Here is a 25,659-nt window from a genome sequence, read left to right as displayed (position 1 = left end):
GCCGACTATCGCCCGCCGGCCGTGCTTTGCAAATGATCGATGCGGCCGCAAAGATGATCGAAACGGACACGCAAGCAAGGTCATCGGAAGATCCTGCGCGACAAGACCGGTATCGCGGCCACGCTGGCCTTTCTGAACGAAGTCGCGTAGCCTCCGCGATTCTTCACTGCAAAAGCGCATCCCCTCGATCTTCTTGCCCTATGTTGACGCTATACAAGTACGCGCTCGGCCCGATCCTGCTGGCTCAGGCACGTTGGTTGCGCAGAACCGCGCTGCGCCTGCCCGAGGCCAACGGTCCCCGTAACGGGAGCGAGGGCGCGGACGATGGTTCGACGGCGCCCCTGCGCATCCTGGTGGTCGGCGATTCTTCGGCGGCGGGCGTGGGCGTGGACGAGCAGGAACAGGCACTGGCGCAGCCGGTTGCACGGCTCCTGGCACGCGCCACGGGCCGACGGGTCGAATGGCAACTGATCGCGAAGTCCGGCGTCAATACGGACGAGGCGTTGAAGCTGTCGATGAGCAGCACGATCGGGCCGGCCGACTACCTCGTCACGGCGCTCGGCACGAACGACGTCACGTCCCAGCGCAAGCCGGGGCAATTCCTCCGCGACTATATCGCGCTCGCGGATCATCTCGGACTGCGAACCGGCGCCGCCGGCATCGTCGTGACGGGATTGCCGCCGTTGCGCATCCTGCCGGCCGCACCGCATCCGCTGCGGTGGTACCTCGGCCGCTACGCCATTCGACTCGACCGGATCTTGCAGCGCTGGGTCGACCTCCATCCCGCGCGTCGTTACGTGTCGCTCGAGTGGGCCGCGAATCCCGCCGAGATGGCAATCGACCGCTACCATCCCGGACCGAATCAATATCGTCGATGGGCCGAACTCGTCACCGACAAAATTCTGACGTTGCTCGGCGAGACGGGCGCGCCCCTGCACACGGGAAAGTAGCCGACACCGGGCAAGACGGCGCGCCGGCGCCCTGCGCGGCAGACGGTGCGGCCCACGGGCGGCGGCCGGACTCAGGGTGAACCCCGTGGCGACCCGGCGCATTCGAGGGCAGAATCGCGTACCTGGAATCGGTATCGAATCGGACTCAGGACTCACCCATGCTGCGCGACGCGCCGTTGAAACCGGCCAAGACACGGCCCCCCGGCGATCGGTCGCCCGATGCCGCGCTGCCCGCCATGCTGCGCGAGAAGTGCTTCTCGCCGTCCAAGCTCGCGGTCCTGCTGCAGGTCGCGTCGGACCTGGGGCTCGACGCCGCTGCCGTGCTGGCGGGGACCGATCTCGATCCCGCCGCGGTCGCCGATCCGTTCACGCTCACGTCGTCCCGGCAGTTCCTGACCGCCGCGGGCAACGCGATCCGCGCCTACGGCAAGCCGGATCTCGGCGTGCGGGTCGGGCACCGGCTGCACGCGTCGAGCTACGGGATGTACGGCTACGCGATGCTGTGCTCGGAATCGATGGCCCACGCGTTCGACTCGGCCGTCAAATACCACCAGCTCGCGAACCGCATGCTCGAAATCAGCTGGGTCGTGCGGGACGATACGGTTTCGTGGCTGTTTCCCGATCGGGAAACCATGCCGCTGCCCTGTCTCGACGAGCCGCTGTACCGCTTCCTGATCGACATGCAGTTCGCGCTGCACGTGACGATCATCAAGGACGTGATGGGCGCGTGGTGCGTGCCGGCGCGTGCGCAGTTCACGCAGCCGGAGCCGCCGCACGCAGCCATGCTGTCCGACGCGCTCGAATGCCCGCTCGCGTTCGACCAGCCGCGCAACGTGCTCAGCTACCCGGCCGCGTGGCTCACGCGCGCACCGCAGCTCGCGAACCCGATCACCGCCGCGCAGGTGTCGTCGCACTGCGCGCGGCTGCTCGACGAACTGCGCACCCAGTCGGGCGTCACGCGCCGCGTCTACCAGGAACTCACGCGCATGCCGGGGCAGTTCCCGGACCTCGACGCGATCGCACGGACGCTGTGCATCACCGCGCGCACGCTGCGCCGCAAGCTCGAAGCCGAAGGCACGTCGTACAGTGAACTGCTGACGAGCGTGCGCAAGGCGCTGGCGATCGACTACCTGACCACGACCACGCTCAGCACCGAGGACATCGCATTGACGCTCGGCTTCAGCGACGCGGTGGGGTTCCGTCACGCGTTCAAGCGCTGGACCGGCAGGACGCCGAGCGACGTGCGGCGCAAGCGCGGCGGTTGAACGCGGGCATTGACGATGGTCAACGCCCGTCGCCGACAGCAGGCGCAGCCACCGCCAGCGCGAACTCGAACACCGCACCGCGCCCGGCCCGGTCGACCAGCCGGATACTGCTGCCGTTGAGCGCCAGCATCCGGTGCACGATCAGCAGCCCGAGCCCGCCGCTCGTCACCGCGCCGCCGCTCATCGGCCGCTGCGGCCGCTGGAACAGCCCTTCGCGCCGGGCCGCCGGAATCCCTTCCCCGGTATCGGCGACGGTCACGAGCACGCGGTCGCCGCGCGGCTCCAGCGCGACCTCGACCTCGCCGTGCGCAGGCGTATGCCGCAGCGCGTTGTCGAGCAGGTTGGTCAGCACGCGCTCGATCATCCCGAGATCGGCCGACACGACCGGCACCCGCGGCGGAATCCGCGCATGCAGCGCGACGCCGCGCGCCTGTGCGGTCAGCTCGAATTTCTGGAACACGTCCTGCACGAGATCGACGAGCGAGAACGGCTCGCGCTCGGCCTGCACGCCGCCCGATTCGAGCCGTGCGAGCTCGAACAGCGCCTGCGCGAGCCGGCCGACCTTCGCGCTCTGCGCGAGCGCGATCGACAGGTAGCGCCGCCGTTCGGGTTCGGCGAGCGTGTCGGACTTCAGCGACAGCGTCTCAAGGTAGCCATGCAGCGACGTGAGCGGCGTGCGCAGGTCGTGCGAGATGTTCGTGATCAGTTCGCGCCGCTGCTGGTCCTGGTGCGTCAGCGCGCGCCACTGGTCGCCGATCCGGTCGGCCATCTGCGCGAACGCGGATTCGAGCACGACGATGTCGTCGCCACGGCGGCCCGGCGGCGAACGCGGCACCGGCGGCTGCGTGTCGGGCGTGCCGTTCGCGTCGAAGCGGCGCATTGCATCCGTCAGCCGGCGCAGCGGGCGCGTGATGAAGCTGAACGCGGTGAGGCCCGCGAGCAGGCCGAGCAGCGCGACCAGCGCCATCGACCACAGTGTCGTGCGCAGTACGTTGCCGGCGTCGACGCGCGCGGCCAGCCGGTCGTGCGCCTCGCCGAGCAGCACCACGTAGATGTAGCCCGACGGCGGCTGCCCCGCGCGCTGCAGCGGCGCGGCGCTGAACACCTTGCGCGCGTCGGGGCTGCGCGGGTCGTCGCCGAGGATCGGCAGCGGCTCGCCCGCGATGAAGCGCTGCACGGGCGCGAGATCGACACGGTCGCGCTTCACGTGGCCGGGCGGCGCATCGTCGCCCTTGATGCGCCCCGCGTTGTCGAGCAGGTACACCTCGACGCTCGGGTTCACGCCCATCAACTGGCCGAACAGCGTGCGCACGGCATCCGGGCGCAGCCCGTTCGCATCCATCAGCGGCGCGCTGTGGGTCACGCTGTTGACGATATTGGCGGCCAGGTCGCGCGACAGCCCCTGCACGACCTCCTGCTCGCGCATGTCGTTCGCGCGGATCTGCAGCCACGCGGACGCGCCGGAGCACGCAAGCAGCAGCACCGAGAACACGAGCGACAGCCGCTGGGTGAGGGTGAGCTTCATCATGCGTCCCGCTGGCCCGGCGCGGCGAGCTTGTAGCCGCGGCCCCATACGGTGAGGATCCGCACGGGCTCGGCCGGATCGGCCTCGATCTTCGCGCGCAGCCGGTTGATGTGGGTATTGACCGTGTGTTCGTAGCCTTCGTGCTGGTAGCCCCACACGGCATTGAGCAGGTCCATCCGCGAGAACACCTTGCCCGGGTGCCGTGCGAAGAAATACAGCAGGTCGAATTCGCGCGGCGTGAGATCGATGCGCACGCCGTCCACGCTCGCCTCGCGCGCGATCGGGTCGATCGCCAGCCCCGCGACGTCGAGCGTGCCCGCGTCGATCCGCGAATCGCGCGCGAGCGCATCGACGCGTCGCAGCAGCGCCTTCACGCGCGCGACGAGTTCGAGCACCGAGAACGGCTTGGCCAGATAGTCGTCGGCGCCAAGCTCGAGGCCGAGGATCCGGTGCACCTCGCTCGACCGGGCGCTGGTGATGATGATCGGCGTGTAGCGCGTCATCGCGCGTGCGCGCCGGCAGATTTCGAGGCCGTCCACGCCCGGCAGCATCAGGTCGAGGATCAGCGCATCCCAGCCGCCCTGCTCGAGCAGGCGCAGGCCTTCGGCGCCGTCCGCGCTGTGCACGACCTCGTAGCGCTCGTCGCGCAGGTGCAGGCTCAGCACGTCGGCGATGTCGGCGTCGTCCTCGACGATCAGGATGCGTTTCGGTTGGTCCATGGCGGCGGGCGGCGGCACGTCGGTGCCGAGGTCGGGTATCGGTTCGGGCAAGCCCCGGTCCGGCTGGCCGGGTTCCGGGGGGACGAATCGCGGCAACGGGCCGCGCTGCCGCCATTGTGCAAAATTTTGCGGCGGGAAGTGATCACAATTAATTTATATTTCCCGTCGCCCGATGCCCGTCGCCCGCCGCCATGCGAAACGAACGCCGCATGACCGCCGGCCGCGCTTTGATGCGCGACGATGCTGCCGTCACGCGTGACGGCGCGCTCCGCATTCGCCGCAGAACAGGTCGTCGGCGGCCATCGGCTTGTGGCATTGCGCGCACGCCGTAGCGCCGTCCGCGGCAGGCGATTCCCCATCCGACGCCGGCAGCGAAGCTGCCCCCGCCGCGCTCGCCGTACCGGCGGCGTGCGAGTCGCGTGCTTTCGCGAGGTGATCGGCGGCGCGCTCGCGAGCCTGTTCGGCGTGGCGTTTCGCGTCCGCGACGTGCTGGCTCAGTTTCTCTTCGGTCGCGGAGAAATCGACGCCGCTGACCGTCTGCAGATAGATGAGGCACGTGCCGTTGACGAACGTCAGGAACGGAATCACGAGACCGATCGCGAACAGCAGGCCGTTGCCGAAGCCGTACGCACCCAGGTAGGCCATGCTGCGGTAGTCGAACCCGCCTCCTGCCGCATCCGCGCCAAGGCCGTAGGCGCCGGCGTGCCGGCCGAAGCCGCCCAGGCCGCCGAGCGTGCCCATCAGGCCGCCCAACGGGCTGGTGCCGGTTGCCGCCGAGATCGACGACGCGATCGCGGCGCCCGTGCCGAGAATGCCGAACACGATCGCGGACAGGACGCCGACGAGCAGCAGCAGCCCGAACATCCTGACGATCACGCTCAGCAGTTGACGGCGGCCGATCTGCAGCAGGCGCGCGGCGGTCTGCAGCGTCGAGTTGCCCTGCCAGATGGCGGGTGCCGCCAGCGGATAGCCGACGTACCCCATGCCGGCGAAGATCGCGCCCGTGAAGATCGCCGCGAGCGGATACGCGATCGCATACAGCAGCGGGCCGAGGCCCGGGATCTTGCAGACCAGGAACACGATCAGCAGCGCGAGCAGCAGCAGGACCCACCCGAGCGCGAGCAGCACGCCGATCCCGAGGAGGCGGTGGACGCTGAACGTCGCCTGCAGCAGCGCGTCGACGAATCCGACCGACTCACCCTGCGCATCGCGCATCAGTACGATACCGACCGCGGAATAGCCGATCAGCGAGACCGCAAGGGTCGCAATGATGAACAGCAGGCCGAGCACGGGGCTGTGACTGACTACCTGGATCGTGAGCATGCCCATCAGCATGCTGGCGACGAGCGCGAAAGCGCACATGGCGAGTGCGCGCCAGTTCGTGACGGCCTCGGCAGCGCGCAGCAGTCCGAACTTCCCCGACACGGGGGCTTGATCGAGCGTTGACATCGTTGAATCTCCTTGCAGGCGCGGGCCGGTCAGTGGGATGCGGGGGCGTCGAGCAGCGCGACGACGGTGATGCCGTCGACCTGCGCGAGCTGGATGCTGGATTGCCGGACCGAGCCCGGCTTGCCGTTCAGGTAGACCTGGCTTTTCAGCGTGTACGTGCCTTGCGGCGCACCCGACGGCAGTTTCAGCGTGAAACTGTTGTCGAATTCGCCGCTGCCCGGCGTCGCGTTGACGATCTTCTCGCCGCGCTTGAACTGCTCGCCCGACGGCGCGTAAACGGTCACGACTTCCTTGATTTCCTGGACGGGCTCGTTGGTGCCGGACACCGCGCGAATCTGCGAGGCCAGCTTGATCGGCTCGCCGGTCTTGACGGCGGAGCGCGGCGTCACGACCGTGTTGTAGGCATCGATCTTCGCGTAGGGCGGCAGGTTGTTGCGATTGTTCGCGCGATATTCGCGATCGACTTCGGCCGCCGTCTTCGTCTGCCGCGTCGCGACTTCGATCACGGCGCACGCGGCGAGTCCGGCAACCGCGCCGCCGATCGCGCCCTTGGTGCCGCCGATCAGCGCACCGACCAGCGCGCCGCCGGCGCCGAGCGCGGTACAACGCAGCACGGATTCAGACGAGATTCCGCCGGTCCCGTTCTGGGTGGCGCAGCCGCTGGCGAGCAAGGTGACCGCGCAGGCGGCGGCGAGGGTTTTCTGGATGGTCATGTCGGTATTCTCCGGCGCTTCATTCAAGTGTGCTGTTGTTGCGCAGTGCATCCATCTGCCGCGCCTTGGCCTTGCCGATGAGCGTCTTCGCCGGACGGTTGCCGGGCTCGATCGCAAGAACGCTTTCCGCTGTCGCAATGGCCTTGTCGTACTGGCCGCGCGACAGGTCGCCCTGCGCGCGCTTCAGCAGGCCGTCGACGGCGGGCGCGGCAGGGTTGGCCGCCGTGGACGGGCGGACGGGCGGTGTCGGACGCGGCTTGCCGCGCGCTGCTTCCGCAACGGCGGCGGGTGGGGTTGGCGCGGGCGTGTCGTCCTGCAGTTTCGCGAAGGGCGACGGCTGCTGCGCGTTCGCGGATGCGGGCGGCGCGTTCGACGCCGGTGGCATTACGGGTGCCGGAGCCGTCGCGACAGTCGTGACGACGGCCGCGCCCGACGCAGGCGAGGTCATGGCTGCGGCGGCCGTTTCGGTCGGTGCGGACGCCGGTGCGTCGGTCGGCATCGTCGCAACGACCGCGCCGGTGGTGACGGAACCCGGTTCCGCGAGGTCCGATGCGGCGTTGGTCGTGGTGGCCGGAACGGTGGATGAGGCGACCGGTTCCGGCGTTGCAGGTGGGCTCGCCTGGCGGCCGTGCCACCAGAATGCGCCGCCCGCGCAGGCAATGGCGACTGCGACGCCGGCTGCGATGACCTTGAGTTTGGCCGACGGATCGTCGGTCGTCGTCGCGGGCCGTGTGATCGGCCGGGGCACCACGCCGGACTCCGGGCGCTCGGGTTCGGCCGACGCCGACATGACATTGGCATCCGCCACGTCGCGAGGCGGGGCAGCCGTATCGACCACGCTTGTTGCGTCGTCGGCGAGTGCCGCTTCGGCATTCGCCGATGCGCCCGCAGGCGCGGCTTGCGCATCCGTGACGCTTGGCAAGACAGGCAGCGCAGCGATTGCGTCGTCGCGATGGTCTGCCGCTGTCATGTGCGCGGCGGTGGCTGCGGCGTCATGCGATTGCAGCGGTGCGCCGGCGCGACCCGATACCGTATCGGCGGTGTTCGCGACGTGCGCGATGTCTTTTTCCGTGGTGTTCGCCGCCAATGATTCGACGCCGGTTTGCGGTTTTTGAGCATCGACGGTGCCGTGTGCAGGCGCGTGAGCGGATTCCGCAGCCGCGTATGCGGGTTGCAGCGCCGGCTCGGCCGGCGGCGCGGGCACCTCGGCCTCGGTTGCGCCGGCGTCATTGGCCGATGCGACGGGCGTGCCGCACTTGTTGCAGAAACGCTGGTTCGGCGTCAGAACGGCGTGGCAGCTCCGACACGGTGCGCCGGCCGCTTCGGGCCGGACGGCCGCAACCGGCGTTCCGCATTGCTTGCAGAACTTGAGACCGCCGGGCAGATCGGCCCCGCAGTGGGTACACGCAGTCATAATTAAGTAATCCTCTTCTTTCGATCGATCGACGTGACGGCGCCGTGCGAGCATGCGCACGTGTGTCGGAATCGCGGGATGGCGGCGTACCGGCCGCGTGCTACGAAGGCGAGCGACGCGGAACGGGCCGTTCAGCGCGGGATATCAGTCGGAATCGGGGCGGCCGCGCGGGAAGGGTCGGTGTAGAGAAGAAGAAATCCGGCCGACGTGAATTGGCACGTACGGCCCAACGGATCCGGATGCCCCGGTATTGAATGGCGAGTTCAAGCTTTCCCCGTTTCAGTCGCCGGATCGAATCCGGCTGACTGTTTTCATTATTTAAATTGATCATACAAATGGTCTTCTGCAGCGGATATTACACTGAAATTACGAGGTTTTGCCATCCGTAAGGCGCGCGGCGCAGCGCGCATTCGCATGCAAACCTGATCGGATGCACCGTGTGCACTATCGCCGGCCTGAGGTGTATTCATCGCCGTGCGCCAGCTTGCGTTGACGCACACTGGAGCGTGTCCTGGCGTGCGCCCGCCATCGTCTTGCAACCGGCGAGAACGGCGGTGCCGCCCGTGAGAGGAGGCCCGGTTCCCTCACTTCGCATGCCGGGGTTCGGCACCCGCCGCCGCGGAAGCGGCGGAAGCCGCCGGCGGCACGCTCATGTACGCCGGCGCCGGCTTCGTCTTCTGCCGGACACCCGGTGGTGGCGCCGTCGGGCGCTGCGTCATGTCGGCCAGCATCTGCCCGCACGGCAACGGGCGACTGTGGCCCGGCTGCAGCAACGCGAGCAGGCTGGCGAGCGGATTCAGCAAGCCCAGCCCGACCGCCGCACCGCCACGCGCGATCAATGCGCCAGCCTTCACCCCGACGTGCGGTTGCTTGAAGGACCCGGTGACATACAGCGGCGAGCGGAGCGATATCACGCGGAATCCCTTGGTATGGGGACGGATCGTCAGATTCATGGTCTCGTCCCGCAGGTTCACGTTGCCGTCCATGCCGATCACCGCATCCTCGGTGTCGAGCGCGAATACGCGCGAGTCGAGCACGCCGTTGGTGGCCACGAAGTCGGCCACGCCGCAGTTGATCCTGACGTCACGTGTGCCGAACAGTTTCTCGTACACCACGTTTGCGACGTTCAGCCCCGCGGCTTCCATCAGCAAGAGACTCACCGTGCCATCGGTCACCAATGTCTTCACCTCGCCGTTGGCAGTCGCCGCGAGCGCCGCCGGCGAATTGCCGGTGGCCGATAACGCGGCATCGCCGTTGACCTCGCCGAGCGCCGTTTGCATCACCGGGAACGTCGGGAACAGTTGCTTGAGTTTCAGGTGCCGCGCCTGCAGCGAGAACCGCCCCTTGAGCGGCGTGCCGCTGCCGTCCAGGTGAATGTTCGAAGCAAGCGTACCGCCCGCGACGCCGAAGTTCAGCGGGTCGAGCGTCAGCACGCCGTCATGCATCACGATGTGGGTCGACAGGTCGGTGATCGGCAAGCTCGCGGTCTTGACGATGCGCCGCCCGGTCAACCGAACGTCGGCGTCGATCTTCTTCCAGCGGTCCGTGCGAAATGCCTCGACCGGCAACGCCTTGTTCGCGGGCTGCGCGACCGCGGCGCCCCGCCGCGCCTTGCTGGCATTCGTGTCGGCGCCGATGAGCGGCGCAAGGTCGGAGAACTGCAGCAGCCTGGACACCAGCGTACCGGACAAGAGCGGCCTCGGTTCGCGCGACACGTACACCAACGTGCCGCCGAGATCGCTGCCGCCGACGCGTCCCGTGAAGTCCTCGTACTTGAACACGTTGCCGGACGCCCGAAATTGGCCGATCAGTCGGCCGTCGGTCGCATAAGGCGAGGTTTCGGGTAGCGTGATGCCCGTGACGTCATACAGGTGGGCCATGCTCGTGCCCGCGAGCCACAGCCTGAGATCGACCGCGGCCAGGTGAGACGGATCCGTCAGCGTGCCGACGAGCGCCAGGTGCGTATCGCCAAAGCGCACATCGGCCTGAACCGGAAACGGGCGTTGCGTGCCCTGCACGTCCAGCAAATTGCCGATCTTCCCCGTGCCGGCGATATTGCCCTGCTTGTAGGTCCCCTTGACGGTCCAGCCAATCGTGTAAGTACCGACGCCGGGAGATGCGGCGGGCGCTGCGCCCGCCGATGCGCGCGTTGTCGCCGAGGCCGCTGCGACAGCCGCGGGTGGGTTCGACGCCACCGGTGAGCCGGATGCGGCCGGGGCGATGGCGGCGCCGGATGTCGTCGCGACGGCATGCGAAGCAGCGACCAATGCTTGCGAGGCCGCGGCCGATGCACGGGACGCCGCGTCGGCACCCGACGCGGGAACCACCGGTTGCACCGAACGGGAGTGCGCCTGGGCCGCGAGCTTTCTTTGACCTGCCGGCCCGACGGTCTGTGCCGATTCGTGGTGCGCCAGTGCCTCCTGCTGCTTCATCACCGCGCCGAACGGAATCGGCTGGCCGAGCGTGTCGATCACCGCGCTCAGATCGAATTGCTTTTGCTGGTCGTAGTAGCCGAGATGGCCTTGGGCGAACGCGATCTCATGCAGGTCGAGCGTCCATCGGCCCGGCTGCGCGGGCTGCTTGAGCTTGAACGTCCAGTTGGCTCGACCGTCCTTCAGGCGCTCGAGGTCGACGGATGGATTGACCAGGTCGATTGCCGGAATCACGATGCGGCGAGCCATCAGCGGCAGCGCCTCGACCTCGAAACTGATCGCGTCCAGCGTGACGAAATACTGCGTGCGCGCCCAATCGGGATTGGAGATCGTGACGTTGCGTGCGATGAACCGCGGCCATGGCACCCAGGCGCGCCAGCCCCGCTCGCTCACGGGCCGGCGCCACCCGACATGCAGATCGCCGTTGATGGCGAACTGCCGTCCGATCGCGTCCGACACCTTGTCATCGATCCAGGGCCGGGCTTGATTCCAGTCGAACGTCACGATGACGATCACCAGCGCGGCAAGCGCCAGGGTGACGATCACGGCAAGCCACGCGGCCGCCTTGCCGACGGTGTGGCCGATGTGCATTGCTCACTCCCCGAGTTTGCTGCACGGTATCGCGCAATTCGTGTTCCTGAATATACGTTGAACGGTGATGTCTGATGATATCGACCCGCAAGCGCGTTCGATCGGCCGGGCGCTCGCGCGCAGCGTCCCGCCGAGGGCGCTGGCCACCCACGACTTCATCGTGCGCGCGAAGGTGACGGCCTTCTCGCCGAAGCCCCTCTACCACGACAGGTTCGTCGCCGGCGACGACGGCAGCCTGACGGGTATCGCGCGCACTGCGCCGGACGCTCATGAGGCCAACGAACAGGTTCGCTTCGCGTGGCTCACCCGCCAGGACTGCAGCGCGAACCACCGGAAAGCGATGACGCTGCCGGCCGACGAACGCGATCTCGATTTCGTCGTGCACGTGGGCGACTACATCATGAAACGGTCAGGACCACTCGCCCTGGCCGCGCCCGCCGACGCACTGCGTGGCCGCACGCGAATGACCGTGCCCAGGGATTCAGTCGAGGTGCACGTCGAACACACGCAGGTTCCGATGCGCCGTCTTTTTTGAATGTACTCTGCGTTCCCGCACATTCGCGTGCGTGCCCCGGTTCGGTCATGCACAGCGTCTCTCCACGCGGTACCTCAGTGGAAATGTCCGCCGAAAAGCCCGAGCAATCCTATGACGATCAGGTAGATTGCGACGATGTAGTTCAGCAGGCGCGGTACCACCAGAATGAGAATTCCGGCGATCAGCGAGACCAATGGGCTCAGGTTCGTGAATGCGTACATGGCGTTGCCCTCTTGACAATAGATCGCGATATCGCTGAGTGAAGCGCCTCTCCTGAAACTGAAACGATGTCGCTTGAAAGTGCGTTTGCCGCCCATCGACATCCGGCTACTCGGCAGGAGGCATGCGCTTGACCCGAGTCATGTCGGTGGCGGATCTCCGGGCGCCAGGCAAACACGCAGCCGGCGGCCACGGGCCGTACTGCATCAGGTTGTGCTTCGTCGCTGCACGCGATTCCCCGCACCGGCGGAAGATTCTTTACCCGCGCAGGCAATCTGAACGACGGACACGTGTCGTGCAGCGTTCTCTTGCGGATCGGAGCGATTTCCGTGCCTGGCTCGGCGTGCGAGCGCCCGTGCAAATACCTCCAGGCGTTCGCGCGTCTCACGGCGCTTCGTCGTGCCGAAGCCGTCACGCGCCGCGGCGGCGGGACAGAATTGACAAGCGCTTGAAAAATCGTCCGCGGATCGCGTGCCGGTCGTTGCGCAGTCGCGCCGCCGCCCGTCAGGATTCCGGCGAAGGGTCGGCCGGCTCGCGATCGCGACCGGCGTCCTGCGGTTCCTCCCCGGCGGCGACCCGCTTCGCCATGTCGAGGTAGGTCTGGGCCATCGCGCGCAGTTCTTCCTCCGACGCGTCCTCGATCCCGATCAGCCGGTCGCTGGCCGCGTGCGTGACGGCGACGAGTTCGTCGAGCTTCAGGTGCATCGCGACACTGTCGCGATTCTGGTTGCGCTGCAGCAGAAACACCATCAGGAACGTGACGATCGTCGTCCCGGTATTGATGACGAGTTGCCATGCATCCGAATAGTGGAACAGCGGCCCGGTGACGAGCCACAGCAGCGTGACGGCCACGGCACTGCCGAATGCGATCGGCGAACCGGCCCACACGGTCACGTGCGACGCGAACCGTTCGAACGCGCGCGTGACGGGATGCCGGACCGCGACCGCCCGAGGGTCCGCCGAGGTCCGGTCGTGTGCGCCCGACCGGGCGCGGGATGGAGGGTTCGCTTCACGCATGGCCGCCTCGCGGAGAAGGATGTCGATCTCGGCGCACGCAATGGCACGGGCGCCACCGATCAACGAGCAGCTTGCGTGCCCGGTCGACCGGCCCGCGCGAGCGGCCCGAACGCCGGTCGCGCGGGGTTCGGGCATCAGGCAGCCGGCTGCCCGACCCGCCCCGACGATCGCCTTCCGGTAGCGACGGCCAACGGCGGTAGCGGCCCGCCCCCTGGCTACATCCGCCCCGCCAGATGAAACCGCGACGCCGGATGCCACAACTGCACCGACGTCGCGACCTGCCCGCCGACCCACGTGCGCCGCCGCAGCAGCAGGCACGGTTCGCCGATTTCCATCACGAGGTGCCGGCGCACCTGCGCATCGGGTTTTTGCGCGTAGATACGGAATTCCGCGCGCTGGATCGGCGCGAGCCGCACCATGTAGTGGTTCGGCGTCTCGACCGTGAAATCCTGCTCGAGGTAAGCGGGAAACAGCGCGGGATTGACGTAGCGATCCTCGAACTGGATCGGCTCGCCCTCCTCGCAATGCACGATGCGCGAATGAAATACCGGCCCCGTACGCAGCCCGAGCGCTTCGACCGCTTCGGGATCGTCGCTGCTTTCGATCGACACCACGCGCGCACTGTGCCGATGGCCGCGCTCGGCGATCTCGTCGGCGATGTTGCGGATCTCGAGCACCGTCGATTCGTAATGACGGCGCTCGACGAAGGTGCCGGCCCCCTGGATGCGGGTCAGCACGCGCTCGGCAGTCAGCTCGCGCAGCGCACGCGACACCGTCATCCGCGCCACGCCGAACTCCTTCACCAGTTCGGCCTCGGTCGGAATCGCGCCACCGGGCTTCCAGTCGCCGTTCGCGATCCGCTCGACCACGTAGCGCTTGATCTGCTGGTAGGCCGGCAGCGCGCGCGCCGGCACGTCGTCGCCCGGTGCGGCATCCGGCCGGGCAGCCGTGTATCGTTCCGCTTCGTTCATGCGCCCTCGATCGAATGAAGGTTGGATGACCTGCCCACCATCGCACCGCCGCTGCTTCACGCGAGCGACGGCGGTGCGCCCGCGACGATGGCCGCCGCGCTCGCGATGTCGTCCGCGAGCGGCCGGTCGTCGTGATACGCCGGCACGCGTTCGCGCACGTAACGCCACAGCGCGTCAGTCGGTGCCGCCGGCGACGCGCGGTTCTCCTGAAGATCGTACGCCTGCGCGGCGGCCAGCAACTCGATCGCGAGCACACGCGTGGTGTTCTCGATGATGTCGAGCGCCTTCAGCGCGGCCGGCGTCGCATGGCACAGGTGATCTTCCTGCAGGCCCGACGTGATGCCGCCGTCGAGGCTCGCGGGCGCGGCGAGCCGCTGGTTCTGCGCAACCAGCGCGACCGCGGTGTACTGCGCGATCATGAACCCGGAACACGTGCCGCCCGGCGTCGCGAGGAACGCCGGCAGCCCGCTCACGAGCGGATTGACGAGACGGTCGAGCCGCCGCTCGGCAATCGCCGCGACCTGCGCCATCGCGGCCGCGAGGCTGTCCATCGCGAGCGCAATGCCCGCGCCGACCGCATGCGCCTGTGAATGGACGGCCGGCGCGTCGCGCGTGCCCGCGACGATCGGATTGTCGGTGACGGACGCGAGCTCGCGGTCGACGACTTCCGCCGTGACCGCCAGCACGTCGCGGGCCGCACCGTGCACGTGCGGAATCGTGCGCAGGCTGAGCGGATCCTGCGTATGCCGCCCGTGCGCCGCGGCGAGCATCGCGCTGTCGGCAAGCATCGCGCGCAGGCGCGCGCCGACGTGCCCGATGCCCGGCGAAATGCGTAGCGCCAGCGACGCCGGATCGAACGCGGCGAGCTGGCCGCCGAGATTCTCGAAGCTCGTCGCCGCGATCCAGTCGGCCCAGTCGAGCAGCCGCTCCGCGCGCGCAAGCGCGAGCGCGGCGAGCCCGGTGACACACGGGGTGCCGTTGACGAGGCTCAGCCCCTCCTTCGCACCGAGCACCAGCGGCTCACGGCCAATGCGGCGCAGCGCCTCGTCGCCGCGCACGCGTTCGCCGCGGTGACGCGCATGGCCGTGGCCGATACAGACGAGCGCGACGTGCGCCATGTGGGTCAGGTAGCCGACCGAACCGTGCGCCGGCACTTCCGGCAGGCAATCGTGTTCGAGCAGCGCGACCAGCTGGTCGACGATGTCGGCGCGCACGCCCGAGTGCCCGTGCGCGTAGTTGTTGATCGCGGCGGCAATGATCGCGCGCGTTTCCGCCGCGCCGAGCGGTGCGCCGACGCCGACCGCATGGCTCATCAGGATGTTGCGCGACAACGCGCCCTGCTGCGCCGGCGACACGATCACGTCGCACAGCGCACCGACGCCCGTGTTGACGCCATACGCGCGAATGCCGCGCGCGACGATTTCATCGACGAGCTCGCGCGCCGCGACGACGCGTTCGCGCGCCTCGTCGGTCAACGCGAGCGGCGCGCCGGCCGCCACTGCCGCAATCTGCCGCCAGTCGAGCGGCCGTGCCGAACGGAATACGGTCATGGCTGCCTCAGTTCGCGGCGCGGTCATGATGGCTCGACACGAACTGGCGGAAGCGTTCGGAGCACTGGCCGCCGAACAGTTCGCCGGGCGTCCCGTCCGCATCGACCTCGCCCTGATGCAGGAACATCACGCGGTTCGACACATGCCGCGCGAAACCCATTTCGTGCGTGACGACCAGCATCGTGCGCCCTTCCTCTGCCAGCGAGCGCATCACGCGCAGCACCTCGCCGACCAGCTCCGGATCGAGCGCCGACGTCGGTTCGTCGAACAGCATCACCTTCGGATGCATCGCGAGCGCGCGTGCGATCGCGACCCGCTGCTGCTGGCCGCCCGACAGATGGGCCGGATAGTAGCCGCGCTTGTCCGCGAGGCCGACACGCGCGAGCAACGCCTCGGCCTCCTCGACCGCTTCCGCGCGGCTGCGCTTCTGCACGCGCAGCGGCCCTTCGACCAGGTTGTCGAGCACGGTCATGTGCGACCACAGGTTGAAGTTCTGGAACACCATCCCGAGCTGCGAGCGGATGCGATCGACCTGGCGCCGGTCGCCCGGATGCAGCTTGCCGTCGCGCGCGCGCTTCATCTTCAGTTCTTCGCCGGCGAGCGCGACCGTGCCGTCGTCGGGCGTTTCGAGCAGGTTCAGGCAGCGCAGGAAGGTACTCTTGCCCGATCCGCTCGCACCGAGGATCGAGATGACGTCGCCTTCGTGCGCATCGAGCGAGATGCCCTTCAGCACATGGTGATCGCCGAACGACTTGTGGATGTTCCTGACCGACAGGGCGACGGGAGCAGCTGTGTTCATCGAATTCTCCTGGAAGGAAGGACGCGGTCAGGATGCGACGCGGCGCGCATCGCGTGCGCCGGCCGCGGGCGGGCCGGACGGCTTCGGCGCGCGCAGGTGGCCCGACAGCCGCCATTCGAGCGCGCCGAGCAGGCGTACGACGACGAAGTTCAGGCCCAGGTAGATGAGGGCCGCGCACACGAACACCTCGGTGGTCCGGTAGGTTTGCTGGATGATCTGCTGCGCGACGCCCGTCACCTCCCACACGGTCACGAGGCTGGCGAGCGCGGTCGACTTGACCAGCAGCACGGCCTCGGTCGAATACGCGGGCAGGCACTGGCGCAGCGCGATCGGGCCGATCACGCGGCGCAGCAGCGCGAAGCCCGACAGGCCGATCGAATAGCCGGCCTCGATCTGCCCGACCGGCACGGCCATCAGCCCGCCGCGCAGGATCTCGGCCGTGTAGCCGGCGGTGCAGAGCGCGAGCGACAGCACCGCGCACACGTACGGCTCGCGCAGCAGCGGCCACATGAAGCTCTCGCGGATCACGCCGAACTGGCCGAGCCCGTAGTACACGAGAAACATCTGGATCAGCAGCGGCGAGCCGCGAAACACGAGGATGTATGCACGCGCAAAGCGGTTCGGCAGCCAGCGCGGCGACACGCGCATCGTGACGATCACGAGCGACAGCAGGCCGCCCAGCACGAGCGACGCGAAGAACAGGCCGAGCGTGGTCGGTACCGCCGCGAGCAGCTGGCGCAGCGTATCGAACAGGAAGTCGAAATCGAGTGACATGTGCGTGCTCCGTCAGTTGCGTGCGAAGTTGCGGCGGAACGACCGGCCGACGATCGCTTCGGCCCGGTTGAACACGCGGTTCGACAGCCCCGTCATGACCAGGTAGAGCGCGCCGCCCGCGACGAAGAACACGAAATACTGATGGGTCGAATTCGCCGCGATCTGGCTCGTGCGCAGCAGCTCGGCGAGCCCGGTGACCGAGATCAGCGCCGAATCCTTCAGACTCAGCTGCCACACGTTGCCGATGCCGGGCAGCGCGAAGCGCAGGACCTGCGGAATCAGGATGCGGCGCAACACCATGCCGCGCGGCATGCCGATCGCGCGCGCCGCTTCGAGCTCGCCTTTCGACACGGCGAGCACGGCCGCGCGATACACCTCGGCCTGGTACGCGCCGGAAATCATCCCCACCGCCAGCGCGCCGATCACGAACGGCGGCACGCCGATGAAGCCTTCCGCGCCGAACCACTGGCCGACGGCCGTGACGAGCGTCGAGCCGCCGAAATAGAACAGGTAGATGACCAGCAGCTCGGGTACGCCGCGAAACACCGTCGTGTACAGGTCGCCGAGCAGGCGGGCGCTGCGGTAGCGCGACAGCTTCGCGGCCGCGATACCCGCGCCGATCACCGCGCCGACCGCGAGCGCGGCAAGCGTCAGCGCAACCGTCATCAGCGCGGCGAGCAGCAGCACGCCGCCCCAGCCTTCGGTTCCGAAGCCCAGCATTTCAAGGATCGCCATGCGTGCCTCCCGGCAAGCGTTGATAGGATCGGCAGGATGTGCGCCGCCGCGCGCAGCTCATGCCGCTTGCGCGGCGGCGGCCGGACATGCGCTTACGGCGTGACGTCGGTCTTGAACCACTTGTCGGCGAGCTTCTTCACGGTGCCGTCCGCGAGCGCGGCGCCGATCGCCGTATCGAACTTCGTCTTCAGGTCGGCATCCTGCTTGCGGAACGCAAGCCCTTCGCCCGGCCCCCAGATCGGTCCGCCGAGCTTCGGGCCCGCGAGCACGATCGATGCGTTGTCCTTCTTCGCGTTGTTCGCCGCGTAGTACGTGACATCGTCGAACGATGCGTCGATACGGCCGGCGACGAGATCGAGATCGCGCTCGGGCGAGGTTTTGTACACGCGGATCGACGCGATGTCCTTGAAGCTGTCGTTGATGAACTTCGTATAGACGGTGCCCGACTGGATGCCGATCGTCTTGCCCTTCAGTTGCTTGCGCAGCGCGTCGACGGTGGGCTTGTCGGCGTTCGCGTCGCCCGACAGCTTGACGATCGGCGCGCCCGGCGCCGCCTTCGGCAGGATCTTCGTATCGGTGACGGCGAACGTCGCGGGCGTGGCCGCATAAGGACGCGAGAACAGCAGGATCTTCTCGCGCTCCGGCGTGATCGAAATCGCATCCATCAGGACATCGAACTTGCCGGCCTGCAGCCCCGGAATCATCCCGTCCCAGTCCTGCGCGACCATGTTGCACTGCACCTTGATACGCTCGCACACGTTGGCGAGCAGTTCGGGCTCGAAGCCGCCGAGCTTGCCGCCCGGCAGCGTGAGGTTCCACGGCGCGTAGCCGCCTTCGAGCGCCACCGTCACGGTCTTCCATTCCTTCGCCTGCGCCGGTGCCGAAAGCGTGGCCGCAGCCGCCGCGATGATGCCGATCGTCCTGACTGCCCACTTGATGCGCTTGCCGTTCACGAGATTTCTCCTTGCGTTGAAGTTCGTCATCCCCTCGGTCATGCAAGCCTCAGGAATTTGTCTATACAAGCATGCAAGAAGAAAAACGGAGCGACAAGCGTTGATCAAAAAAAACCGGGCAAACGCGGGAAATCCCCTAATAACAGGGGTTTTCCGTGCCTCTTCGCGGTGATTCGCGGCACGAATCTGGTGCATTCCGTATGATCTTTCTGTCAGGATGACTAGACAAATTCATGATTCGACTGTTTCGCTAAACACGCTAAATCGCCAGTCGAATGCCACGGTCATGCCTGCAAGCACATCGCTCGAAAAAGCGCATCGGCGGAATCGGGCATGCGGGCCGGCCGCATGCGCCGCCCGTCAGCGCCGCTTGGGCGCACGCCGGTCAAGCCGGCGCTACCCGCGAACCCGGCAACTGCGCGACGCGCATGCGCACGCCGTCACCACGCGGCAAACACGTCCTGCGCGATCCCGAAGCCCGTGCTCATCCCGGCGCCGCTCGTCACGACGACGACGCGCGTGGCGTCATCCGGCGCCTCGATCACGCAATCGGCATTGGGCGCCGACGGATAGCTACCGGTCCAGCGTTCGACGATGTCCAGTTCTGGTATATCGAGCGTCTCGTGCAGCAGGCGCAGGATCTGGGCGTCGATCTCCTGCGTCGCGAACGGCAGCGGTGCGGCGCCGTATTCATGCGAATCGCCCACCACAAGACTGCCGTCGGCGCTCTGCACCGCGATCAGGTGGATGCCGTAACCGAGGCACACCGGTTCCTCCGCCTTCAGGCGCGTGCGCAATGCGTCGGCGGCGGGCAGCGCCGCGAAACCCGAGTACCGCAGCAGGCTCAGGTCGCTCATCACCGCGGCGTGCAGCGCCACCGGGCGGCGCGGCCGCACGCGCAGCATCTGCAACTGGCACAGCCGGACTGCGTGCCGCGCGAACCAGTCGCCGTACAGGTGACGGCTGTCCGCATTGCCGCAGACGATCACGCGCTCCGCGTGCAGCACGCCACGCGACGTCCGCACGGTCGGCGTGCGCACCTCGTGCACCATCTCGCCGTAACGAAACCGCACGCCGAAGCGTTCCGCCAGCCACGACGCCAGCAACCCGATCGCGGTACGCGGCTCGATGCGCAGTTCATGCGGGCTGTGCAGCACGCCTTGCGCGCCGTCCAGCCGCAACGCCGGCGCCACGGCCGCCGCTTCGCCGGGCGTCATGACCCGGCAGCCGTCGGCCATGCCGGTCTGCATGAAGGCATCGATCAGCTGCATCGCCTCGGGGCGACGCGCAATCAGGTGCAGGCCCCGGTGGAGCACGTCGATACCGGCTTGCGGCGCGACGTCCGCCCAGACCTCGCGGCTCGCCCGCGCACGCCGCCAGCTGTGTTCGGCGTGCTGCCCGGTGACGGTGACGAAGCCGAAATTGCGGATCGACGCGCCCACGCATGTGGCATCGCGTTCGACCAGGCAGACGCTCAACCCCTTGAGGGCGGCCGTATAGGCATGCGCGAGTCCGACGATGCCGGCGCCGACGATGACCACGTCATAAGAATCTGCTGCTGCGATGGCATTCACGATTGCACGTTCCTTCTGTCGAGATGACACGCGCCGCTCGTTCTGGGCGGGCGTATCGGTTACCGCTTGCCGCCCCCGTGGGCAGATCCTCCGGGACCGGCGCCCGGTTTCGCACTATCGCGACGCGAGATGACATTCGAATGAAAAAACACAAAACAGCATGAATTGGCATATTTTGCCATTTCGACACGCGGTGAAATCCGCTTCGCCGGTCAGCGCATAGCGGCACGCATCGTCGAACGGCACGCCGCGCGGCCAGCGCCCAGACCATCCCGCCGACGAAGCTGTCTCCGGCACCCACCGTGCTGCACACCGTCGCGAGCCTGCCGGGCAGGCGCCGCGCGCGCCGAGCGTCACTGCAACGATGTCCGCCCGTCCTTGCGCGACGAGCTCGCCCGCCTTGTCGCATGCCGCCCCTTCGTCGAGCGGTTCGCCGGCCGGCGCGGTCGGTTCGCCGAGGCTGGGCGTCACGAAATGGACCCCGGCATCGAGCGCCGGGTTGCGCTCGATCAACGAAGCGGACGGGCAGGCCCTTACAGTGACTCATCCGTCGTCGCCGGGCCCCGCCATGGACGAGCAGCCGCTTTGCACCACCGTGTTCGCCGAGCGCTATGCGCAGCCCGGCGAAACGTCGCGCGCGGCCGTCTTCCAGCGTGTCGCCCGTGCACTGTCGCTCGCCGAGCCGCCCGCGCTGCGCGCGCGGACCGAGCGCATGTTCTTCCTGAACCTGCAGCGCGGCGCGATCGGCGCCGGCCGCATCATGGCGAATGCCGGCTCGAAGGCCGGCGGGACGATGATCAACTGCTTCGTCCACCCGCTCGCGGTTCCGTTGGACCTGCCGCTGCAAGGCGTCGATGCGGCGCTCGCGCAGGCGCTCGACGACGCCCGGCTCACGCTGCTGATGGGCGGCGGCATCGGCTACGACTTCTCGCCGGTGCCGCCCGCCGGCGCATACGAACGCCGCCTGTCGCCCGAACGCGGCGTATGTGCCGCGATCGACCGATTCGATGCGATGTGCCGCGCACTACCGTTCACCGGCCCGCGCCGCGGCGCGCAGATGGGCGTCCTGCGCTGCGATCATCCGGATCTGCTTGCGTTCGTCACGGCCAAGCGCGGGCGATCGCGCTGGCCGACCTTCAACCTGTCGGTCGGCATCACGGACGCGTTCATGGAAGCGGTCGAGCACGACCTGCCATGGGCGCTCGTCCATCACGCGCCGCGCCATGCAGCCGCCGTTGCGTCGCCCCGGCGGCCGGACGGGCGCTACCTTCATGCGACGGTTCCCGCTCGCAAGATGTGGCAAGCGATCGTCAACGCCGCGCGCGACAGCGCCGAACCCGGGCTGCTGTTCCTCGACACGATCCGCGACGCAAATCCAATGCGCGAGCACGAGCGGATCGACGCGACCAACCCGTGCGGCGAACAGCCGCTGCCGCCCTACGGCAGCTGCGTGCTCGGGCCGATCGACCTGTCGCGGTTCGTGCGCCATCCGTTCGGAATCGACGGCGCGCCATGCTTCGACTTCGCGACGCTTGCCGACGCGGTGCGCGTCCAGGTCCGCCTGCTCGACGATGTGCTCGACCTCACCGCGTGGCCGCTCGCCGCGCATGCACGTGAAGCGCAGCGGACGCGGCGCATCGGTGTCGGGGTGACGGGCCTGGGCGACGCGCTGACGATGCTGCGGCTGCGCTACGACAGCGTCGACGCGCGCGCCTGTGCGCGCAGCATCGCACTGACGATGCGCGAGCACGCGTTTGCCGCATCGGCCGCGCTGGCCGCCGAGCGCGGCGCGTTTCCCGCCTACGATCCGGACGCTTACCTGACCGGCCCCGCATACCGCACGCGGCTGCCGCTGAAGGTGCATCACGCGATCGCGCGGCACGGGCTGCGCAACAGCCATCTGCTGTCGTTCGCGCCGGCCGGCAGCGTGAGTCTCGCGTTCTGCGACAACTGCTCGAACGGCATCGAGCCGGCCGTCGGCTGGACGCAGCGCCGGATGGTCCGCACGGCCGACGGACAGGTGCACGCGTTCCGCGTGCAGAACCACGCTTACCGGCTCTTTCGCGCGCTGCATGGCGACGGCGTCGCGCTGCCGGACTACTTCGCCACCGCGGCCGAGATCGCGCCGGCCGATCACGTCGCGATGCTCGCGGTGCTCCAGCCCTGCGTCGATGCCGGCATCTCGAAGACCGTGACGACGGACAGCCAGTGTTCGCTGGCTCAGGTCGATGCGTTGTTCTTCGCGGCATGGCGCGAACGGCTCAAGGGCATCACGGTGTTTCGGCCCGATCCGCGGCTCGCGTCGGTCGTCACCGACGACACCGCGCAATTGCGCGACGGCGCGGTCTGCATCGGCTGTTGAGCGGCCCGATCGACGGCAGCCGGTCAGGCCGGCGCGGCCGTGGCCGTCGCCGGCTCCGCATCGGCGCGCGCAGGCCCCGGCGCACCGCCGCCATCGTCCGGCGGCGCGATGAGCGCCACCAGCGTGTCGTGATCGATCGACTCGTGCTGCAGCAGGCACCGCGCGATCCGTTCAAGCGCGTCGCGATGCGCGCCGAGCGTCGCCGCGACCCGCTCGTGCGCCTCTTCGAGCAACGCGCGCACTTCCTCGTCGATCAACTGCGCGGTGTGTTCGCTGCACCGGCCGTCGCCCGGCGTCCACACGCCGGGCGAACCGCCCTGCGCCGTCGCGTCGTCGAGCGTCGCCAGGCCGAGCTTCGCGCTCATCCCGTACTGCATGACCATGTGGCGCGCCAGCGCGGTCGCCCGTTCCAGATCGTTCTGTGCGCCGGTCGACACGTCGCCGAACGCGATTTCCTCGGCCACCCGGCCGCCGAGCAGCACGTCGAGCCGGTCGAGCAGCTCGCTCTTGCGCAGCACGTAGCGATCCTCGGTCGGCACCTGCTGCGTGTAGCCGAGCGCCGCGATGCCGCGCGGGATGATCGACACCTTCTTCACCGGATCGCAATGCACGCGGCTTTGCGCGACGAGCGCATGCCCCGCTTCGTGGTACGCGATGGTCCGCTTTTCCTCGTCGTTCATCACGCGGCTCTTGCGCTCCATGCCCGTCATCGCGCGATCGATCGCCTCGTCGAAGTCGGCCATGCCGATCGCCGGCTTGCCGAGTTCGGCCGCATGCAGCGCGGCCTCGTTGACGACGTTCGCGAGATCCGCGCCGACGAAGCCCGGCGTGCGCTGCGCGAGTTCGCCGAGATCGACGTCGGCCGCGAGCTTCACGTGCTTCACGTGCACGCCGAGGATCTGCCGCCGGCCATTCACGTCGGGCCGGTCGATCGCGATGTGGCGATCGAAGCGCCCGGGCCGCAGCAGCGCGGGATCGAGGATCTCGGGCCGGTTGGTCGCAGCCATGATGATCACGCCCGAATTGGCCTGGAAGCCGTCCATCTCGACGAGCAGCTGGTTGAGCGTCTGCTCGCGCTCGTCGTTGCCGGACATCAGGCCGACGCCGCGCGCCTTGCCGAGCGCATCGAGCTCGTCGATGAACACGATGCACGGCGCCTTCTGCTGCGCCTGCTCGAACAGGTCGCGCACGCGGGCCGCGCCGACGCCGACGAACATCTCGACGAACGCCGAGCCGCTGATCGTGAAGAACGGCACGGCCGCCTCGCCGGCCACCGCGCGTGCGAGCAACGTCTTGCCGGTGCCGGGCGCGCCGACGATCAGCACGCCCTTCGGGATCTTGCCGCCGAGCCGCTGGTAGCGCTCGGGGTTGCGCAGGAACGCGACGATCTGCTGCAGCTCGGCTTTCGCCTCGTCGATGCCGGCGATGTCGTCGAACGTGATGCCGGTTTCCTGCTGCACGTACACGCGCGCCCGGCTTTTGCCCATGCCGCTCAGGTCCCGGACCCCGCCCGGCCTGCGCATCATGAAGCTCCAGAACGTCACGAGGACGATCACCGGCAATAGCCAGCCGGCAAGCGTTTCGAGCCAGCCTGAATCCGGCGCGCCGCGATAGCGGATGCCGGCGGCCGTGAGGTCGCTGACGAGACGATCGTCGGCCACCCGGTTGGTCGTGAAGCGCCACGGCGGCCCCGCCTTCTTCACGGCGGCCGCGTCGGAGGCCGGCAGCGCCGCGCCGGCTTCCGGCATGCGCAGCGTGCCCGAGATCGACGACTGGCCGACGTCGAGATCGCCGACGAGCCGCGCGTCGACCAGCCGGTGAAAGTCGCTGTACGAAATCGACGTCGTTGCCGGCTGGGCCATCAGCAGCTGATACGCCACCAGCACGGCAAACGCGAACGGGATCAGCAGTCCGGAGTAATCGAATGTTTTTTTCATGGCGTCGATCCGGCACGGCGGGCGCGGGCCCGCTCATGCAACGTCAGGCAACGGTCAGCCGGTCGACAACCTCGCGCACGCCCCTGACCGATCCGGCCGCGCCGCAAGCGGCACGCCGTTCGGCGAGCGACGCGACCGTGCCCGTCAGCGTGACGATGCCGTCGTCGGCGGCGATCGAGATCCCCGCGGATTCGCGCTGCGCGCGCCGCGCGAGCGCTTCGGCGATCCGGGTGCCGACGTCCGGCACCGTAGGGTCGGCGCGCACGCGGATGCGATTCGCGACGCCGACGACGCCGATCATCCGGCTCACCATCGCTTCCGCCGCGCGGCTCTGGAACGCGTGATCCACTTCGCCGTCGAGCGTCACGCAGCCGTGATCGACCTCGACGCGAATCTTGCGATCGCGCAGCGCCTCCTGCCAGCCGAGCGCGAACGTGATCGCGATCGCCAGTTCCTGATCCGCGCACGCGTTCTCCGGCGGCGTGACGTTCAGTTCGAGCACCAGCGCGCGCGCATCCTCGACATGCAGCGCCGTTTTCTGCGCCTCGAGCTTCTGCGCCCAGCTGTCGACCGTGCCGCGCAGCGTCACGATCCGGTCGCGTACGTCGACGTCGATCCGGCGCGCATCGATCGCCGGATTCCAGAACAGCGCCTGCTCGACATCCTGCTTGAGTGCTGCATCGGACTTCATGTCGGTCTCCCGTCGGCCCGCGTGTCGATCGCGACACTTGCGATCGGTGACGGGCCGCACCGGATCCAGCATCGCGCAAGGCGGCGCCGGCGGCTTGACGAGGATCAAGCAACGGCGTGCCTCGGGCAGCCGCCGGCGGGCACGTTCAGGCCGTTTTTTCCGTTGATGCAGATCAACCGTGCGACGGAGCGGGACGCGATCATGACGCCAGACCCTGCGAAATCCGCCACGACCCGGCGCTTCGCATCCGTATGGCAGCCGGCGCCAGCCGCTTCCCGGGAGACCGTCATGAACCGAAAGCAGTATCGAATCGCGCTCGCGACGCTCAGCGTGTTCATCGCGCTCGCGTCGCTGGCCGGCATCATTCACGGGCTGCTGTTCGACGAACGCGTGTTCAGGTACTCGATCCTCACGCTGATCATGAGCATCCTCTCGTTCGTCGTCCTGCTGAATCTCGCCCCGGGCGATCGCCCGTGATACACGC

General features: G+C 68.2%; 24 protein-coding genes. 6 read left to right on the top strand and 18 right to left on the bottom strand.

Annotated features, from left to right (window positions below):
- Window positions 1-200: 200 nt before the first annotated feature.
- Together LGN17_RS27590 and LGN17_RS27585 are read left to right on the top strand one after the other, a co-directional pair.
- The gene (locus LGN17_RS27590) at window positions 201-950 is read left to right on the top strand and encodes an SGNH/GDSL hydrolase family protein (protein WP_226199962.1); all 750 of its coding nucleotides are present in this window, start codon (window positions 201-203) and stop codon (window positions 948-950) included.
- Window positions 951-1,108: 158 nt separating this feature from the next.
- Entirely contained in the window at window positions 1,109-2,215 is a 1,107-nt protein-coding gene (locus LGN17_RS27585; protein ID WP_226199960.1) for an AraC family transcriptional regulator, read from the top strand.
- A gap of 19 nt (window positions 2,216-2,234) precedes the next feature.
- Here LGN17_RS27585 and LGN17_RS27580 read toward each other — a convergent pair whose 3' ends face one another.
- The 6 genes from LGN17_RS27580 to LGN17_RS27555 all read right to left on the bottom strand — a co-directional run bounded on the left by LGN17_RS27580 (window position 2,235) and on the right by LGN17_RS27555 (window position 11,013).
- Window positions 2,235-3,740: a sensor histidine kinase gene (locus LGN17_RS27580; RefSeq protein ID WP_226199959.1), complete on the bottom strand. Its 1,506-nt coding sequence runs from the start codon at window positions 3,738-3,740 to the stop codon at window positions 2,235-2,237.
- Window positions 3,740-4,459: a response regulator transcription factor gene (locus LGN17_RS27575; protein ID WP_175952165.1), complete on the bottom strand. Its 720-nt coding sequence runs from the start codon at window positions 4,457-4,459 to the stop codon at window positions 3,740-3,742. Before LGN17_RS27575 ends, LGN17_RS27580 begins: the two co-directional genes overlap by 1 nt.
- A 249-nt stretch (window positions 4,460-4,708) precedes the next feature.
- The gene (locus tag LGN17_RS27570) at window positions 4,709-5,908 is read right to left on the bottom strand and encodes a zinc ribbon domain-containing protein (RefSeq protein WP_226199954.1); all 1,200 of its coding nucleotides are present in this window, start codon (window positions 5,906-5,908) and stop codon (window positions 4,709-4,711) included.
- A 29-nt stretch (window positions 5,909-5,937) separates the two neighbouring features.
- Entirely contained in the window at window positions 5,938-6,621 is a 684-nt protein-coding gene (locus tag LGN17_RS27565; protein ID WP_226199952.1) for a hypothetical protein, read from the bottom strand.
- A 19-nt stretch (window positions 6,622-6,640) separates the two neighbouring features.
- Window positions 6,641-8,089 carry a zinc ribbon domain-containing protein gene (locus tag LGN17_RS27560; protein ID WP_226199950.1) on the bottom strand — a complete coding sequence of 483 codons (1,449 nt, stop codon included), beginning with the start codon at window positions 8,087-8,089 and terminating at the stop codon, window positions 6,641-6,643.
- A gap of 530 nt (window positions 8,090-8,619) precedes the next feature.
- A complete protein-coding gene (locus LGN17_RS27555) occupies window positions 8,620-11,013 on the bottom strand; it encodes an AsmA family protein (RefSeq protein ID WP_226200014.1) in 2,394 nt (797 codons plus the stop codon).
- On the opposite strand from LGN17_RS27555, the gene LGN17_RS27550 reads away from it, so the two are divergent.
- Window positions 10,973-11,119: a hypothetical protein gene (locus LGN17_RS27550; RefSeq protein WP_226200016.1), complete on the top strand. Its 147-nt coding sequence runs from the start codon at window positions 10,973-10,975 to the stop codon at window positions 11,117-11,119. The two genes, LGN17_RS27555 and LGN17_RS27550, sit on opposite strands and share 41 nt — an antisense overlap.
- Window positions 11,120-11,218: 99 nt before the next feature.
- Entirely contained in the window at window positions 11,219-11,593 is a 375-nt protein-coding gene (locus LGN17_RS27545; protein ID WP_226199948.1) for a hypothetical protein, read from the top strand.
- 74 nt (window positions 11,594-11,667) lie between these two features.
- Here the strand turns inward: LGN17_RS27545 and LGN17_RS27540 are convergent, their stop codons facing one another.
- From LGN17_RS27540 to LGN17_RS27495, 10 genes are all read right to left on the bottom strand, one after another.
- On the bottom strand, window positions 11,668-11,814 hold the full coding sequence (locus tag LGN17_RS27540; protein WP_226200012.1) for a DUF3096 domain-containing protein: 147 nt from the start codon (window positions 11,812-11,814) through the stop codon (window positions 11,668-11,670).
- A gap of 502 nt (window positions 11,815-12,316) precedes the next feature.
- Window positions 12,317-12,829 (bottom strand): low affinity iron permease family protein, encoded by a 513-nt coding sequence (locus tag LGN17_RS27535; RefSeq protein WP_226199946.1) that lies wholly within the window; start codon window positions 12,827-12,829, stop codon window positions 12,317-12,319.
- Between the two features lie 215 nt (window positions 12,830-13,044).
- Window positions 13,045-13,800: a histidine utilization repressor gene (hutC, locus tag LGN17_RS27530; RefSeq protein ID WP_226199944.1), complete on the bottom strand. Its 756-nt coding sequence runs from the start codon at window positions 13,798-13,800 to the stop codon at window positions 13,045-13,047.
- A gap of 56 nt (window positions 13,801-13,856) precedes the next feature.
- The gene (locus tag LGN17_RS27525; protein WP_226199942.1) at window positions 13,857-15,350 is read right to left on the bottom strand and encodes an aromatic amino acid ammonia-lyase; all 1,494 of its coding nucleotides are present in this window, start codon (window positions 15,348-15,350) and stop codon (window positions 13,857-13,859) included.
- Between the two features lie 7 nt (window positions 15,351-15,357).
- Complete coding sequence (locus LGN17_RS27520) at window positions 15,358-16,149, bottom strand: ABC transporter ATP-binding protein (RefSeq protein WP_069258218.1); 792 nt, start codon at window positions 16,147-16,149, stop codon at window positions 15,358-15,360.
- A gap of 27 nt (window positions 16,150-16,176) precedes the next feature.
- Window positions 16,177-16,923 carry an ABC transporter permease gene (locus LGN17_RS27515; protein ID WP_175970359.1) on the bottom strand — a complete coding sequence of 249 codons (747 nt, stop codon included), beginning with the start codon at window positions 16,921-16,923 and terminating at the stop codon, window positions 16,177-16,179.
- Window positions 16,924-16,935: 12 nt separating this feature from the next.
- On the bottom strand, window positions 16,936-17,658 hold the full coding sequence (locus LGN17_RS27510; protein ID WP_226199941.1) for an ABC transporter permease: 723 nt from the start codon (window positions 17,656-17,658) through the stop codon (window positions 16,936-16,938).
- A gap of 92 nt (window positions 17,659-17,750) precedes the next feature.
- Window positions 17,751-18,611 carry a transporter substrate-binding domain-containing protein gene (locus LGN17_RS27505; RefSeq protein WP_226200010.1) on the bottom strand — a complete coding sequence of 287 codons (861 nt, stop codon included), beginning with the start codon at window positions 18,609-18,611 and terminating at the stop codon, window positions 17,751-17,753.
- 440 nt (window positions 18,612-19,051) lie between these two features.
- On the bottom strand, window positions 19,052-20,188 hold the full coding sequence (locus tag LGN17_RS27500; protein WP_413227055.1) for a TIGR03364 family FAD-dependent oxidoreductase: 1,137 nt from the start codon (window positions 20,186-20,188) through the stop codon (window positions 19,052-19,054).
- Between the two features lie 111 nt (window positions 20,189-20,299).
- Window positions 20,300-20,698 (bottom strand): hypothetical protein, encoded by a 399-nt coding sequence (locus LGN17_RS27495; RefSeq protein ID WP_226199937.1) that lies wholly within the window; start codon window positions 20,696-20,698, stop codon window positions 20,300-20,302.
- Between the two features lie 55 nt (window positions 20,699-20,753).
- Here LGN17_RS27495 and LGN17_RS27490 point away from each other — a divergent pair, with 55 nt between their 5' ends.
- Window positions 20,754-22,547 (top strand): adenosylcobalamin-dependent ribonucleoside-diphosphate reductase, encoded by a 1,794-nt coding sequence (locus LGN17_RS27490; RefSeq protein ID WP_226199935.1) that lies wholly within the window; start codon window positions 20,754-20,756, stop codon window positions 22,545-22,547.
- A 23-nt stretch (window positions 22,548-22,570) separates the two neighbouring features.
- Here LGN17_RS27490 and ftsH read toward each other — a convergent pair whose 3' ends face one another.
- Window positions 22,571-24,484, bottom strand: coding sequence for an ATP-dependent zinc metalloprotease FtsH (ftsH, locus tag LGN17_RS27485; protein WP_226199933.1), 1,914 nt, complete (start codon window positions 24,482-24,484; stop codon window positions 22,571-22,573).
- Window positions 24,485-24,527: 43 nt separating this feature from the next.
- Window positions 24,528-25,175 (bottom strand): BON domain-containing protein, encoded by a 648-nt coding sequence (locus LGN17_RS27480; RefSeq protein ID WP_226199931.1) that lies wholly within the window; start codon window positions 25,173-25,175, stop codon window positions 24,528-24,530.
- A 288-nt stretch (window positions 25,176-25,463) separates the two neighbouring features.
- Here LGN17_RS27480 and LGN17_RS27475 point away from each other — a divergent pair, with 288 nt between their 5' ends.
- A complete protein-coding gene (locus tag LGN17_RS27475) occupies window positions 25,464-25,652 on the top strand; it encodes a DUF2964 family protein (RefSeq protein WP_175970347.1) in 189 nt (62 codons plus the stop codon).
- Window positions 25,653-25,659: the final 7 nt, after the last annotated feature.

This window comes from Burkholderia sp. AU30280, from assembly GCF_020420125.1.
Lineage (GTDB): Bacteria > Pseudomonadota > Gammaproteobacteria > Burkholderiales > Burkholderiaceae > Burkholderia.
Note: the sequence above shows the minus strand (reverse complement) of the source record. Positions and strands in the feature narration are given on the sequence as shown.